The 11,828-nt window shown below is 66.4% G+C and carries 14 protein-coding genes and 1 tRNA gene; 5 read left to right on the top strand and 10 right to left on the bottom strand.

The genetic code is table 11. The features are described 5' to 3' along the window. Positions 1–13 precede the first annotated feature (13 nt). Positions 14–982: a TAXI family TRAP transporter solute-binding subunit gene (locus D0901_RS19575; RefSeq protein WP_129141983.1), complete on the bottom strand. Its 969-nt coding sequence runs from the start codon at positions 980–982 to the stop codon at positions 14–16. A gap of 144 nt (positions 983–1,126) precedes the next feature. Between D0901_RS19575 and D0901_RS19570 the strand changes: the two genes are divergently transcribed. Beyond that, a complete protein-coding gene (locus D0901_RS19570; RefSeq protein WP_129141982.1) occupies positions 1,127–2,011 on the top strand; it encodes a LysR family transcriptional regulator in 885 nt (294 codons plus the stop codon). A gap of 38 nt (positions 2,012–2,049) precedes the next feature. Here D0901_RS19570 and D0901_RS19565 read toward each other — a convergent pair whose 3' ends face one another. After that, a complete protein-coding gene (locus D0901_RS19565) occupies positions 2,050–2,382 on the bottom strand; it encodes a hypothetical protein (protein ID WP_129141981.1) in 333 nt (110 codons plus the stop codon). Positions 2,383–2,690: 308 nt separating this feature from the next. Between D0901_RS19565 and D0901_RS19560 the strand changes: the two genes are divergently transcribed. Continuing rightward, positions 2,691–3,740: a homocysteine S-methyltransferase family protein gene (locus tag D0901_RS19560; RefSeq protein WP_129141980.1), complete on the top strand. Its 1,050-nt coding sequence runs from the start codon at positions 2,691–2,693 to the stop codon at positions 3,738–3,740. 108 nt (positions 3,741–3,848) lie between these two features. Here D0901_RS19560 and D0901_RS19555 read toward each other — a convergent pair. The 4 genes from D0901_RS19555 to uraH all read right to left on the bottom strand — a co-directional run bounded on the left by D0901_RS19555 (position 3,849) and on the right by uraH (position 6,528). Continuing rightward, a tRNA-Arg gene (locus D0901_RS19555) sits at positions 3,849–3,925 on the bottom strand. Between the two features lie 99 nt (positions 3,926–4,024). Beyond that, positions 4,025–4,780, bottom strand: a complete 756-nt coding sequence (locus tag D0901_RS19550) for a GntR family transcriptional regulator (protein ID WP_129141979.1) — start codon at positions 4,778–4,780, stop codon at positions 4,025–4,027. Positions 4,781–4,984: 204 nt separating this feature from the next. After that, positions 4,985–6,124 carry a urate hydroxylase PuuD gene (locus D0901_RS19545; protein ID WP_233440478.1) on the bottom strand — a complete coding sequence of 380 codons (1,140 nt, stop codon included), beginning with the start codon at positions 6,122–6,124 and terminating at the stop codon, positions 4,985–4,987. Positions 6,125–6,174: 50 nt separating this feature from the next. Next, positions 6,175–6,528 (bottom strand): hydroxyisourate hydrolase, encoded by a 354-nt coding sequence (uraH, locus tag D0901_RS19540; RefSeq protein WP_129141978.1) that lies wholly within the window; start codon positions 6,526–6,528, stop codon positions 6,175–6,177. Between the two features lie 180 nt (positions 6,529–6,708). Here uraH and uraD point away from each other — a divergent pair, with 180 nt between their 5' ends. Together uraD and D0901_RS19530 are read left to right on the top strand one after the other, a co-directional pair. Continuing rightward, positions 6,709–7,236, top strand: a complete 528-nt coding sequence (uraD, locus tag D0901_RS19535) for a 2-oxo-4-hydroxy-4-carboxy-5-ureidoimidazoline decarboxylase (RefSeq protein ID WP_129141977.1) — start codon at positions 6,709–6,711, stop codon at positions 7,234–7,236. Between the two features lie 119 nt (positions 7,237–7,355). Continuing rightward, positions 7,356–8,195, top strand: a complete 840-nt coding sequence (locus D0901_RS19530) for an IclR family transcriptional regulator domain-containing protein (RefSeq protein ID WP_129141976.1) — start codon at positions 7,356–7,358, stop codon at positions 8,193–8,195. Positions 8,196–8,213: 18 nt separating this feature from the next. Here D0901_RS19530 and D0901_RS19525 read toward each other — a convergent pair whose 3' ends face one another. Then, positions 8,214–9,068: an SDR family oxidoreductase gene (locus tag D0901_RS19525; RefSeq protein WP_129141975.1), complete on the bottom strand. Its 855-nt coding sequence runs from the start codon at positions 9,066–9,068 to the stop codon at positions 8,214–8,216. Positions 9,069–9,237: 169 nt separating this feature from the next. Here D0901_RS19525 and D0901_RS19520 point away from each other — a divergent pair, with 169 nt between their 5' ends. Then, positions 9,238–10,269 (top strand): aspartate carbamoyltransferase, encoded by a 1,032-nt coding sequence (locus tag D0901_RS19520; RefSeq protein WP_129141974.1) that lies wholly within the window; start codon positions 9,238–9,240, stop codon positions 10,267–10,269. Between the two features lie 68 nt (positions 10,270–10,337). Here the strand turns inward: D0901_RS19520 and ruvX are convergent, their stop codons facing one another. The 3 genes from ruvX to D0901_RS19505 all read right to left on the bottom strand — a co-directional run. Next, positions 10,338–10,784: a Holliday junction resolvase RuvX gene (gene ruvX, locus D0901_RS19515; RefSeq protein ID WP_129141973.1), complete on the bottom strand. Its 447-nt coding sequence runs from the start codon at positions 10,782–10,784 to the stop codon at positions 10,338–10,340. Continuing rightward, positions 10,781–11,338: a YqgE/AlgH family protein gene (locus D0901_RS19510; RefSeq protein ID WP_129141972.1), complete on the bottom strand. Its 558-nt coding sequence runs from the start codon at positions 11,336–11,338 to the stop codon at positions 10,781–10,783. Before D0901_RS19510 ends, ruvX begins: the two co-directional genes overlap by 4 nt. Before the next feature lie 14 nt (positions 11,339–11,352). Next, the coding region (locus D0901_RS19505) for a cell envelope integrity TolA family protein (protein ID WP_162500926.1) at positions 11,353–11,828 on the bottom strand (476 nt) is incomplete at its 5' end.

Genomic DNA, 11,828 nt, shown 5'->3' with positions numbered 1-11,828 from the left:
TTGCTCCCGAACGTCACTCGACCGGCTGCAGGGCGTCGGGAATCTCCAGCCCCTGCTCCCGGTAGTAGCGGGCGGCGCCGGGATGCAGCGGGACGGTGCCCACGTCGAGCGTCATGCGCGGCATGTCGGCACCCTTGACCGCGGAGAAGGCGTTGGCCTGCGGCTCCGGGTTTTCCATGACGGCCTTGACGATCCGGTAGGCGGTTGCTTCGTCCAGCCCGGGACGGGCATGCACGGCGACGCCGAAGGCCCAGGTCTTGTAGGCCGGGATGCCCTCGCCCGCCCCCGCCGGGATATCGACCACACCGATGTCCGGCATCTTCTCGCGGAGGGTCGCGGCCTGGTCATCGCTCAGCGACAGGATGCGCACCGGTGTGAAGGTCGCGATGTCCATGGTCGACCCATCGAGCCGATCCCCCACGCCGGATTTGACGTAGCCCGCCAGACGGTCGTCCTTGATGGCACTGACGATGTCGGTGGTCGAGCCGCGCACGTAATCGGGCTGGATGCCGAGGGTCTTCATCACCGCTTCGGTGGTGGCTTCCGTCGCCGAGCCGGTGATGCCCGGGTTGAAGCGGACATCCTCGAGCCCTTCCAGCGCGGTGACGCCCGAATCCTCGCGGACGACCGCGTTCTGCGGGGCGACGGTATAGACCCAGAGCAGCCGGCTGTCGACGGCGTGGCCCTCGAAATCGTCCACGCCCTTATAGGCGTGATAGCCGGTGTTGGTGGTGACCAGGCCCAGGTCGATCTGCCGGCGACTGATCCGGCGCAGGTTGTCGACCGTCGCCCCGGTCTCCGCCACCGACGAGCTGACGCCGTCCACCTGGTTGTTGATGATCTGATTGACGGCCACGAAATAGCCGTAATGACTCGACGAGCTGGATGTCGAGCCGATCAGGAGGCGTTCTTCGGCGTGTGCGGCGGCGGATGCGGCCAGCACGGCGAGGCTGGCCGCCATGGCGGTGAGTAGCGTTTTCATTGTGGCTCCATGGGCCTCGTGCGGGCCCTTGTTGTTGTCTGGCGTTATTGTTGGCGCCGAGCGTCCAGCGCCCTCCCGGATAGCGTCGCCGCGCCGGATTCTTTTGTACATTGAATAGTTTTTAATTTTTCTTATATTTATTAAATGAATCCCAGCGTCAAGCAGCTACGGGCGTTCGTCGCCGTCGCCCACTCGCGCAGCCTGGCGGAAGCCAGCGAACGCATTCACCTCTCCCAGCCGGCGTTGAGCATCGCCATTCGCAAGCTGGAGGAAGCGGTGGGCGGCAAGCTGTTCGCCCGTACCACGCGCCAGTTGTGGCTCACGCCGGAGGGTGAGGCCTTCCTGCCCGTGGCGACTCGGTTGCTCAACGACTGGACGGAGGCCTTCGACGATCTCAACGAACGCTTCCTGAAGAAACGCGGCAAGGTCACCCTCGCCGCCCTGCCCACCCTGGCCGCAGGCCTGCTGCCCACCGTCATCGCGACCTTTCGCGAGCAGCATCCGCAGATCAATCTGAGCCTGCACGACGTGCTGGCCGAGCAGGTCAATCAACTGGTTCGGGAAGGCAGGGCCGATCTGGGATTCTCGGTCCCGCCCCGGGAATCCGACGACCTGACCTTCGAAGCGATCCTGAACGACCGCTATGTCGCCGTGTGCCCGCTGGGCCACCCCTTGCTGGAGCAGACCTCCGTGACCTGGGCCCAGCTGGCCGGGTATCCCTTCATCGGTATCAACCGCCTGTCGAGCTCGCGTCAGGATATCGACCGGGTCATGGCCGACGTCGGCTCGCCGCTCGACATGCTCTGCGAGGTCAGCCAGATCGCCACGGTGGGGCGCATGGTCGCCGCCGGGGTGGGAATCAGCGTGCTGCCCGCGCTGAGCTTCCGCCAGATCGCCGCCACGGGGATCGAATACCGCCCCCTGGTCGAACCGACCATCGATCGCGAACTGGGCGTCATCATGCGAAGACGTCACCCGCTATCGGCCGCGGCGATGGCATTGCTCACACTGATTCGCGAAGCGGATTGAGCTCGTCCACGACAAGGCCGAGTCGACGTTTAGAGCTATCAATCCAGCCATTTCAAGGCGATTAATAGGAAAGGGAAAAAAATAATCAGAAAAAGCAGTTGCGTTAGATAATAACTACTGTCGCTGAACGCTTTCGACAGCACGGAAGGCTTTTTGTCAGGTGGTGAAAGGGGGATCAGCCCGTTTCGCCGCTTCCTTCTCCGAGACTCCGGCCCGTCCATGATTCGAGAGGTCAACCACATCGAAAACGGCATGCCAATTCCGAAGACTAACAGGTTCTGTGCAAAGTTCATCTTGATAGCGGCGCCGATATAAAACCAGGCAATCATTATCAAGCTTATCGCAATCAGGAGTTTATCAAACAACTTCATCCTCTTTAGCCATCTCATTAGAAACCTCTCACTATCGTTGTTTGATTGGCTGGGGCTTCTCTTCCACCCACGTCATGAACGACCTGGCATCCTTGGCGGCCCGCAAAGGATAACGCCTGTCGCCCACCTGATCATCGGGGAACCTGCAACGACTGGGCGGATGGAATATGCACCCGCCTACTAGAAACTCCTGCTAACATGAGCCAGATTCACCTTGAGGTGGAAATTCTTCATTGGTGGTGGACGCCGAGGGGCTGCCAAAATGCGGCCTCGATTGAAGACGCACACCACCGCCGAGGCATTCACCCATGACGCAAGACCTGATCACCCAACGACTCGACCAGGGCCCCCTGATCTGTGCCGAGGGCTTTCTGTTCGAGCTCGAACGGCGCGGTTATCTCTCCGCCGGTGAGTTCGTGCCCGAAGTGGCGCTGTTGCGCCCGGACGCGCTGGAAGCGCTGCATCGCGATTTCCAGCATGCGGGGTCGGATGTCGTTCAGGCGTTCACCTACAACGGCCACCGCGAAAAAATGCGGGTGATCGGCAAGGAGGAACTGCTGGAACCACTGAACCGGGCTGCGTTGAAGATCGCTCGCAAGGTGGCCGATGAAAAACCCGGCAACCTGATGGCCGGCAACATTTCCAACAGCAACGTCTGGGACCCGGAAGATCCGGCCGCCCAGCAGAGCGTGCGCGCCATGTTCGACGAGATGGTGCAATGGGCCGTCGAGGAAGGCGCCGATTTCATCATCGCGGAAACCTTCTATTATGCCGGCGAAGCCGAAGCGGCCCTGGCAGCGATCAAGGCCCAGGGGCTGCCTGCCGTGGTCACCCTGGCACCGATGGCCGAGAACCGCATGGTCGATGGCCCCGGTATCGTGGAAACCTGTGTCGCCCTCGAGCAGCAGGGCGCCAGCGTGGTCGGCCTGAACTGCTTCCGGGGGCCGGACACCATGCGCCCCTGGATCCAGCAGATTCGCGACGCCGTTACCTGCCATGTGGCGGCACTGCCGGTGACCTATCGCACCACCGAGCAGGAGCCGACGTTCTTCAACCTCTCCGACAATCAGGGATGCAGCTGTCCGGCGCCCCACGGACGCGCCTTCCCGACCGCCCTGGACCCGCTGTTCTGCAACCGTTACGAGCTCGGCGCCTTTGCGCGCGACGTTCATGCCCTGGGGGTCAATTACCTCGGCGTATGCTGCGGGGCATCGCCGATGCACGTGCGCGAAGTGGCCATGGCGGTGGGGCGTGAACCGGAAGCCGCCCAATTTGCGGAGCGCATGGAGAACCACTTCATGTACGGCTCCCACGATCGCTTGCCGGAACATATCACCGCCCTGGGTGACAAGGCCTGACAAGGGGCGGATGGGATCGGTCGATCCGCATGCAGCGGTTCGCTTCAAACGGCGAGGGAGCCGGGAAAGAAGAAGGGCCTGCGATCACTCGCAGGCCCTTGCTGTATCTGGCCCGCCCTATAGGATTCGAACCTATGACCTTTGCCTCCGGAGGGCAACGCTCTATCCAGCTGAGCTAAGGGCGGAAGGCCGGTGCGTGATGCGCACCGACGCGCCGTATCCTACCCGCTGTGCCGCGGGGTGTCCATAGTTGGGCGGGGAAGCGCGGACGGCGACGCGCCGTGTCACAGGGCGAATATCTGGCGCAGGTCGGGGGTCTCCTCCTGCTCCTCCTCGATCGACAGCGAGGCCTCGATCGCCTTGAGGTGGCGCCCCATGAAGGCGGTGGCCCGCTCGCCGCGCCGCGCCTCGAGATGTTTGATCAACTCGTCGTGGTCATGGGACTCGCAGCCCAGGTGCCCGGCGGAGCCGTAGACGGCGAGAATCAGCGAGGAACGCGAACACAGCCGCCCGATGAACTCCGCCAGGGTGGCGTTTCCGGAAAGCTGGGCCAGATACTCGTGGAATGCCGCCGACAGCTTGATCGCGGTGCTCTGCTCGCCCCCCCTGAGCGCCTGGCGTTCGCGGCCGGCCAGGTCACGCAGATGGCGCACGTCATTGGCGGTGATCCGCCGGGCGACGGCCTCCATGATCCCGCACTCGACCATCTGGCGCGCCGCGAACACGTCGCGCGCCTCCTCGGCGGTGGGCCGGGTGACACTGGCACCGCGACGCGGGGTGAGCGTCACCAGGTGCTCGTGAGCGAGCCGCTGGAGGATCTTGCGGATTCCGGTGCGGCTGACCCCGAACACCTCGGCCAGGGCATCCTCGCGCAGCCGCGCACCGGGACGCAGGCGATGCTCGATGATCGCGTCGCTGATGGTGCGATAGATGGCATCGTGGCGCTGCGCGCCGTCGCCGTTCTTGCCGCGTCGGCGCTTCGCCGGTTCACCGTGAGCCGCCGCGCTGGCATTGCCCGGCGCTTGCTGGCGTTCGCTCATGCTCGAGATCCCCGTATCAGAATTCGTCGATGCAACCATTGTATACGTAACCTGCCGGCAACGACGACTTCGCCCCCGGGACCAACGACGACGGCCCGCGCTCGTCGCCGAGGCGGGCCGTCCTGCCGGTCGGGCAGCGTCGCGCGAAGCGCGGTCACTGCCCCCAGGCGGCGATCGCCTGGCGTTCCTGATCGGTCATCTCGGTCAGGTTGCCCAGCGGCATGTAGCCGCTGGCCACCACCTGCTGGATCTGCTCCATCTGCCGCTTGATCTGCGCCGCGTCGTCGAACGCCACGCCGGCCGGCGGTGCGGACCGCCGGCCGCCACGTCGTCAGACGCTTGCGGGGTGGCGCTCGCCGTGTCCCGGCTGTCCTCGGCCGAGGCGACACCCTCGCCGTCGGCCGACGGCGTCGAGGACACCGGCATGGCGACCCACACCGCGAGCAGGATCAGCGCCGCGCCGGCGACCGGATAGGCCGGCTTGATCTGGCCGCTGTGCATCAGCACGAAGAACTGGCGGATCAGCGCCCCGGCGAAGATGAACAGCACCATGATCACCCAGGCATTGGGATGCGAGTAGGTGAACGAGTAGTGGTTGCTGAGCATCAGGAACACCACCGGCAGCGTGAAGTAGGTGTTGTGCACCGAACGCTGCTTGCCGCGCTTGCCGTCGAGCGGGTCCGGCGTCTCGCCGGCCTTCATCGCCTTGACCATGCGTCGCTGGCCGGGAATGATCCAGAAGAACACGTTGGCCGACATGGCGGTGGCCATCACCGCGCCGGTCAGCAGGAAGGCCGCGCGCCCCGAGAAGATGTGCGTGCTCAGGTAGGCCACGACGATCATCATCACCGCCACCGCCAGGCTGAGAATCCCGTCGCGGGTCATGTTGGGGCTGATGCGCTTGCACAGCTCGTTGTAGACCACCCAGCCGCCGAGCAGGAAGGCCAGCGCCACCAGATTGGCCTGCCAGCCGGCGAGATTCGCCGCCCAGGCCCAGTCGCTGGAGTGGTTGATCAGGTAGAAGTCCGGCTTGGACATGTACAGCAGCAGGAACAGCCCGAACCCGGACAGCCAGGTGGTATAGGCTTTCCAGAACGACCAGTGCAGGTCCTCGGGGAGCTTGGCCGGGGCGCTGGCGTATTTCTGGTTGTGATAGAAACCGCCGCCATGGACCGCCCACATCTCGCCGAAGACGCCCTTGTCACGGTCCTCGGCGGCCTTGGGGGTACGCAGCCCGTTGTCGAGCATGACGAAGTAGATCGATTCGCCGATCCAGGCGATCGCCGCGATGACGTGCAGCCAGCGCAGCAGCATGTTTCCGAAGTCGAGAAGGTACGCTTCCATCAGCCAGTACTCGTGTTATGCATTGTTATCGGTCGTCAGAGGGTAACGGATCAACTGCCGCGGTAGGTCGAATACCCGAACGGCGAGAGCAGCAGCGGCACATGGTAGTGCTGGCTGGCGTCGGCGACGCCGAAGCGCAGGGGAATGCGATCGAGAAAGCGGGGCGCGGTGCCGGGCGCGTCATGGGCGTCCAGGTAGTCGCCGGCGTGGAACAGCAGTTCGTATTCGCCTTCGGTGAAGGCCTCGCCCTCGAGGAGCGGTGCGTCGCAGCGACCGTCGTCGTTGGTGATCACCTCGCCGAGGCGGACCCGCTCCTCGCCGTCGAGGCGGAAGATCTCGATGCGCAGTTCGCGCCCGGGGGCACCACGCGCGGTATCCAAGACGTGTGTGGTAAGGCGTCCCATCGGCTAGGTCTCCTGGAGCAAGATGTCGGGCGGCGACGAGAGCCGCAGGCACAAAAACAGTTTTAGCGGTTAGTAGACGACATTTCAAAATTTTTTTGTATACAGTTTATAGTCTATCGTGTCATACAATCTCAGCCACCGGATCGGCGAGGCGCCGATCGTCGTCGAGGAGAGCGCCGCATGACCGAGGAAATTCTGGACCCCCGCCCCAGCACGCTGGATCGCGAGACCTTCGTCCGCCGCTACGGCGACGTCTACGAACACTCCCCGTGGATCGCCGAGCAGGCCTGGGATGCCGGCCTCGACGAGCGCCATGACACGCCGGCGGGGCTGAGCGAGGCGCTGGCCGCGGTGCTCGACGCCGCCCCCGAAACACGCCAGCTGGCGGTGATCCGCGCCCACCCGGACCTCGCCGGCAAGGCCGCCGAGCGTGGCGAGCTGACCGACGACTCGACCCGCGAGCAGGCCGGTGCCGGCCTCGACCAGTGCAGTCCCGAGGAATTCGCCCGCTTCCACCGCTACAACGACGCCTACAAGGCGCGCTTCGACTTTCCCTTCGTGATGGCCGTGAAGGGCAGCGACCGCCACCGGATCCTCGCCGCCTTCGAGCGCCGCCTGGAGCACACGCCCGACGAGGAGCGGCGCACCGCCCTCGAGCAGATCCATCGCATCGCCCGGCTGCGCCTGGAGGGCCGCGTCGCCCGCTGACACGCCCGCCCGACGAGCCGAGCGCGAGAAATGGAAGTCGTTTCCGTGACGGCGGACAGTCCTGGCGGGAGTGTGTATCCTTGTTCGCCAGAGATCGAGTCGATTACGGAGAACGGGGCGTGACAGTAGAGAGCAAACGCAAGCCAGTCGGCCGTCCGGCGGGCTCCGGCAAGAGCACCGGCGGCCACAGCCAGTCACTGGTCCGCGGCCTCAACATCCTCGAAGGGCTGGCGGCGGCGCCGAGCGGCCTGGGGCTGTCCGACATTGCCCAGATCGTCGGCCTGGCCCCCTCCACTACGCACCGCCTGCTGCAGGCACTGCACAAGCAGGGCTTCATCACCCACGATGGCGAGCTGGGCCTGTGGAAGATCGGCGTCAAGACCTTCCAGATCGGCAACACCTTCCTCGAGGCGCGCGACTTCGTGGCCACCGCGCGGCCCTTCCTGCGCCGTCTCACCCGGGAAAGCGGCGAGACCGCCAACCTGGCGATCCGCGACGAGGGCATGGCGGTGTTTCTCGCCCAGAGCGAGTCGTCGCAGATGATGCGCATGATCACCCGGCTCGGCTCCCGGGCGCCGCTGCACGCCTCGGGCGTGGGCAAGGCACTGCTCGCCTGGCTGCCCGACAAGGAGGTCGAGCGCATCCTGCAGAGCCGCGGCCTCAACCGGGTCACGCCCAACACCCTCGACACCCCGGCGCGGCTGCGCGAGAGCCTGGCCGAGATCCGTCGCCAGGGCTATGCCTGCGACCGCGAGGAACACGCCGTCGGCCTCAACTGCGTGGCCGCCTCGCTGCACGACGAACACGGCGCCCCGCTGGCGGCGATCTCGGTCTCCGGTCCGGTGGCGCGGATTCCCGAGTCGCGGCTGGCGGAACTGGGCGGCATGGTCAGCCGCGCGGCGCGCGAGATCACCACCCAGGTCGGCGGCCAGATCCCCGACGACGGCGATCGGGACTGATCGCCGCCGTCTCCCCGATCAGGTGTTGAGGATCACCCCGCCGTTGAGGTGCAGGGTCTGGCCGGTCATGTACGAAGATTCCTCGCTGGCCAGGTAGACGTAGGCCGGCCCCATCTCGCTGGGCTGGCCGGCGCGGTCCATCGGCACCTGGCCGCCGAAGCCGGCGACCTTCTCCTCGTCGAAGCTGGCCGGGATCAGCGGCGTCCACACCGGCCCCGGCGCCACCGCGTTGACGCGGATGCCACGCCCCACCAGCGACTGCGCCAGCGAGCGTACCAGCCCCTGGATGGCGCCCTTGGTCGCCGAGTAGTCGATCAGCGTGTCGTTGCCCTTGAAGGCGTTGACCGAGGACGTGGCGATGATGGTATCGCCCTCGCCCATCAGCGGAACCACCAGCTTGGCCAGGTAGAAATGGCTGAAGATGTTGGTCTGGAAGGTGCGCGTGAGCTGCTCGTCGGGGATCTGGGTGATGTCGTCCCAGTCATGCTGCTCGGCGGCGTTGTTGACCAGAATGTTGACACCGCCGAACACCGCCCGGGCGCGCTCGACGACCTCGCGGCAGAAGCCGGGGTCGCCGACGTCGCCGCGCATCAGCTCGCAGCGCCGCCCCTCGGCCTCGACCAGCGCGCGGGTGTCCTCGGCATCGTGCTCCTCGTCGAGGTAGGCGAGCACGCAGTCCGCGCCCTCGCGGGCGAAGTGCAGCGCCACGGCGCGGCCGATACCGCTGTCGCCACCGGTGATGATCGCCGTCTTGCCGGCGAGCTTGTCGGTGCCGCGATAGCTGGCGCGGATGAATTCCGGCTCGGGTCGCATGGCGTGTTCGTCGCCGGGTTGCTTGTCCTGCTCCTGGGGCGGTTGCTTGCGATCGGTCATGGCAGTCACTCCTGTGTGTGCATATTGCGCCAACTCCGCTGGCGCTGCCGATCACTGCAAGATAGAAGCGCCCCGCGGGGCCGACAAGCGATCGACGACGTGCTGACATCGCCCGTGGCCGTTACACTAGCGGGCAACTTTTCCGCCAGCCGACCGCGAGGCCACGCCGATGACGTCCCACCTGCTTTCCGTCGACTCCCTGTCCCGCGATTGGGTCGATCATCTGCTGCGTGTTGCCGGCCGCATGGAACCGATCGCCAGTCGCCGCAAGGTCACCCGGGTGCTCGAGGGCGCGGTGCTCGGCAACCTGTTCTTCGAGGCCAGCACCCGCACGCGGGTCAGCTTCAACGCCGCCTTCTGTCGGCTCGGCGGCAGCGTCTGCGACACCACCGGTTTCACCTTCTCGTCGATGGCCAAGGGCGAGTCGCTCTACGACACCAGCCGGGTGATGAGCGGCTACTGCGACGCCCTGGTCATGCGCCACCCCGACCAGGGCTCGGTGGCCGAGTTCGCCGAGGCGGTCAACGTGCCGGTGATCAACGGCGGCGACGGGCCCGGCGAGCACCCCAGCCAGGCGCTGCTCGATCTGTACACCATCGACAAGGAGTTCACCCGCCTCGGCAAGCACCTGGCCGGCGCGCATCTGCTGCTCACCGGGGACCTCAAGTACGGGCGCACCGTGCACTCGCTGATCAAGCTGCTGTCGCTCTACGAGCCGCTGCGCATCACCCTGGTCTCGCCGCCGGGGCTGGAGATGCCGCGCCACCTGATCGATCTGGTGGCCTCGCGCGGCCATCGCATCGAGGAGCGCGAGAGCCTCGACAGCGACTTCAGCGACCTCGACGTGGTCTACACCACGCGCATCCAGAAGGAGCGCTTCACCGAGGAGCTCTCGGAGAGCTTCGCCGGCGTCTCGCACGATTTCCGCGTCGACAAGGCGTTCCTCGACCGCCACTGCAGCGCCACCACCGTGGTCATGCACCCGTTGCCGCGGGACAGCCGGCCGGGCGCCAACGACCTCGACGTCGACCTCAACGGCGATCCGCGCCTGGCGATCTTCCGCCAGACCGACAACGGCATCCCGGTACGCATGGCGATCTTCGCCACCCTGCTTCAGGTCGAGGATCTGATCGAACGGGACCTTCGCGACGTGGGCTGGTTCGTGCCCAGGACCTTCGGCGTCGACGACCGGACACTCTGAGTGACATCCACAACGCCAACGGCCGGCCCCAGAGGGCCGGCCGTTGGCGTTCGGCGTCGCGAAGATGATCAGCCCAACGGGCGCAGCGGCAGGCCCTCGCCGGCGGCGAAGAAGCTCTCCAGGATCAGCTGCGCGGCCAGGCCGTCGACGCTCTCCTCGCGGTAGTTGCCGCGATGCCCCCGCTCGCGGGCGATGCTCTTGGCCTCGCGGGTCGAACCGCGCTCGTCGACCATCTCGCAGGGCTTGCCGTAGCGGCCGTAGAGGCGCTTGCCGAACTTGCGCGCGCGCGTGCTCATGGTCGTCTCGCTGCCGTCGTTGTCGATCGGCAGGCCCACCACGAACAGATCCGGCTGCCACTCCTCGACCAGCCGCGTGACCACCGTCCAGTCGGGGATGCCGTCACGCGCCGGCAGCGGCTCCAGCGCCGTGGCGCGGCGGATCAGCTCGTTGCCCACCGCCACGCCGATGCGTCGGGTGCCGAAGTCGAACGCCAGCACCAGCCGCTCGCCGCTCAACTGTGCCCCGCCTCGCCGGTGAGCAGGTTGAGGTCGACGCCGAGGATCCCCGCCGCCGCGTTGAGGCGCTGCTCGGGGGGCAGGTCGAAGATCACCCCCGGCTGGGCCTCGACGGTCAGCCAGGTATTCTCCTTGAGCTCGTTTTCCAGCTGACCGGCCTCCCAGCCGCAGCAGCCCAGGCAGACGATGAAGCGCTCCGGGCCCTCGCCACGGGCCAGCGCGTGAAGCATGTCCATGGAGGTGGTCAGCGCCACGTCGTCGGCGACCTGGATGCTCGAGTCCCAGGGCTCGGCGCTGCCCCGGTGCAGGATGAAACCGCGGTCGCGATGCACCGGCCCGCCGTAGTAGACCGGCTGGTCGCGGGCGGGACAGGCGTCGGCATCGATGTCGAGCTGCTCGAGCAGGGCGTCGAGGGTCAGCTCGAGGGGATGGTTGACGATCACACCCATGGTGCCGTTGTCGTCGTGATCGCACAGGTAGCTCAGGCTGCCGGCGAAATGGGGGTCCTCGAGATGAGGCATCGCCAGCAGGAAATGATTGCGCAAGCTTTGCATGGGCCTCCCGGGCGTCAACGCACGCCGAAGTTGTTGCCTTTGCCGTACCGCCAGACCCGCGTGATGGTGAGGCTGTCCCGCGATCCCATGCCGCTGTCGAAGGGTCGATAGGGCGCGGCGCCCCGCACGGTGTCGAGGGCGGACTGGTCGAGTTCGGGCTCTCCGGAGGATTGTATCACCTCTGCCTCGCGCAACTGACCGTCGCGGCCGATCACCACCCGGATCCGCAGCTGGCCGTCGAGTTCCGGCGGGGCTGGATAGAAGCGGTTGCCGTAGGTCTCGACGCGCCGGGTCCAGTCCTCGATGTAGCGCGCCTCGGCGGCCTGCCGGGCGCCGCGCTGGCTGGCGTCGCCCGCCTCGCCGCCGCCGGCCGGGGTGGCCTCGAAGCCGCGCTCGCGCACGCTCGACGAGGCCTGGGCGAGCAGCGACTGGCCGCTGGGCACCGGCGTCTTGCGCTCGGCCCTGGGTGGCTCGGCGGCAGCGTCTGCGA

Source organism: Modicisalibacter coralii (assembly GCF_004117855.1).
Lineage (GTDB): Bacteria > Pseudomonadota > Gammaproteobacteria > Pseudomonadales > Halomonadaceae > Modicisalibacter > Modicisalibacter coralii.
This window is presented reverse-complemented; position numbering and strand designations above follow the sequence as displayed.

What these genes read in the sequence shown, in the direction of transcription:
- D0901_RS19575 (WP_129141983.1), bottom strand. Translation starts at nt 982, where the DNA reads ATGAAAACGCTACTCACCGCCATGGCGGCCAGCCTCGCCGTGCTGGCC.
- D0901_RS19570 (WP_129141982.1), top strand. Translation starts at nt 1,127, where the DNA reads ATGAATCCCAGCGTCAAGCAGCTACGGGCGTTCGTCGCCGTCGCCCAC.
- D0901_RS19565 (WP_129141981.1), bottom strand. Translation starts at nt 2,382, where the DNA reads ATGAAGTTGTTTGATAAACTCCTGATTGCGATAAGCTTGATAATGATT.
- D0901_RS19560 (WP_129141980.1), top strand. Translation starts at nt 2,691, where the DNA reads ATGACGCAAGACCTGATCACCCAACGACTCGACCAGGGCCCCCTGATC.
- D0901_RS19550 (WP_129141979.1), bottom strand. Translation starts at nt 4,780, where the DNA reads ATGAGCGAACGCCAGCAAGCGCCGGGCAATGCCAGCGCGGCGGCTCAC.
- D0901_RS19545 (WP_233440478.1), bottom strand. Translation starts at nt 6,124, where the DNA reads ATGGAAGCGTACCTTCTCGACTTCGGAAACATGCTGCTGCGCTGGCTG.
- uraH (WP_129141978.1), bottom strand. Translation starts at nt 6,528, where the DNA reads ATGGGACGCCTTACCACACACGTCTTGGATACCGCGCGTGGTGCCCCC.
- uraD (WP_129141977.1), top strand. Translation starts at nt 6,709, where the DNA reads ATGACCGAGGAAATTCTGGACCCCCGCCCCAGCACGCTGGATCGCGAG.
- D0901_RS19525 (WP_129141975.1), bottom strand. Translation starts at nt 9,068, where the DNA reads ATGACCGATCGCAAGCAACCGCCCCAGGAGCAGGACAAGCAACCCGGC.
- D0901_RS19520 (WP_129141974.1), top strand. Translation starts at nt 9,238, where the DNA reads ATGACGTCCCACCTGCTTTCCGTCGACTCCCTGTCCCGCGATTGGGTC.
- D0901_RS19510 (WP_129141972.1), bottom strand. Translation starts at nt 11,338, where the DNA reads ATGCAAAGCTTGCGCAATCATTTCCTGCTGGCGATGCCTCATCTCGAG.